This window comes from Actinocorallia lasiicapitis (genome assembly GCF_054778695.1).
The window spans coordinates 1-631 of the sequence record NZ_BAAGZI010000879.1 but is presented as its reverse complement, the minus strand read 5'-3'; the positions used below and the strand labels follow the sequence as shown (position 1 = coordinate 631).

Here is a 631-nt window from a genome sequence, read left to right as displayed (position 1 = left end):
CCGCGCGATCCGCGCTCAGGGCGACGTCGTCCGCACCGATCCCCTCGCGGTCCGGCTCGAGGCGCCCGGCAACATCGCCGTCGGCCCCGTCCCGTGGGGGCTGTCCCCGTGGACGGACGAGGTCCAGCTCGACCCGGCGGCCGCCACCGTCGCGGACCTCCTGGAGCTGGCGGGCTCCCGCCCCCTGATCCTGGTCGTCCGGGACGCGCACCGCCACGAGGCCCAGCGCGCCCTCGCCGAGACCCTGACCGCCGCCCGCCCCGACACCGTGATCGTCGAGATGGGCCTGCCGGTCTGGCGTCCCGCCACCGCGCACCTGGCCACCTACGGCGCCGCCTACGTCAACGCCAGGGCCGCCGCCGAATCCCTCGGCCTCATCCGCTGACCCACGACGGCCAGCCCGTCGACACAGCCCAGACTCGAACATCCCAGACAGACCCAAAGCTCATTTGACGGCCACATGCGCCGCCACCCCACACCCACCCCCTCCCGATGGCCGCACCGACAACCCTCGCCCGGCGCTCCCCGCCCCGAGCAATGCGGCCCTCCCCCTCCGTGACGGGCCCTCGCCACTCCCACGAAGCGAGCCCCCGTCACCCCCGGCCTGCCGGTGGTGCGGCGCGCGCCCACC

At 75.8% G+C, this 631-nt stretch carries 1 pseudogene; it reads left to right on the top strand.

Annotated elements, in window-relative coordinates:
- A pseudogene (locus tag ACYVE7_RS35270) lies at positions 1 to 385 on the top strand (glycoside hydrolase family 3 protein); the annotation flags it as partial.
- Between the last annotated feature and the right edge of the window lie 246 nt (positions 386 to 631).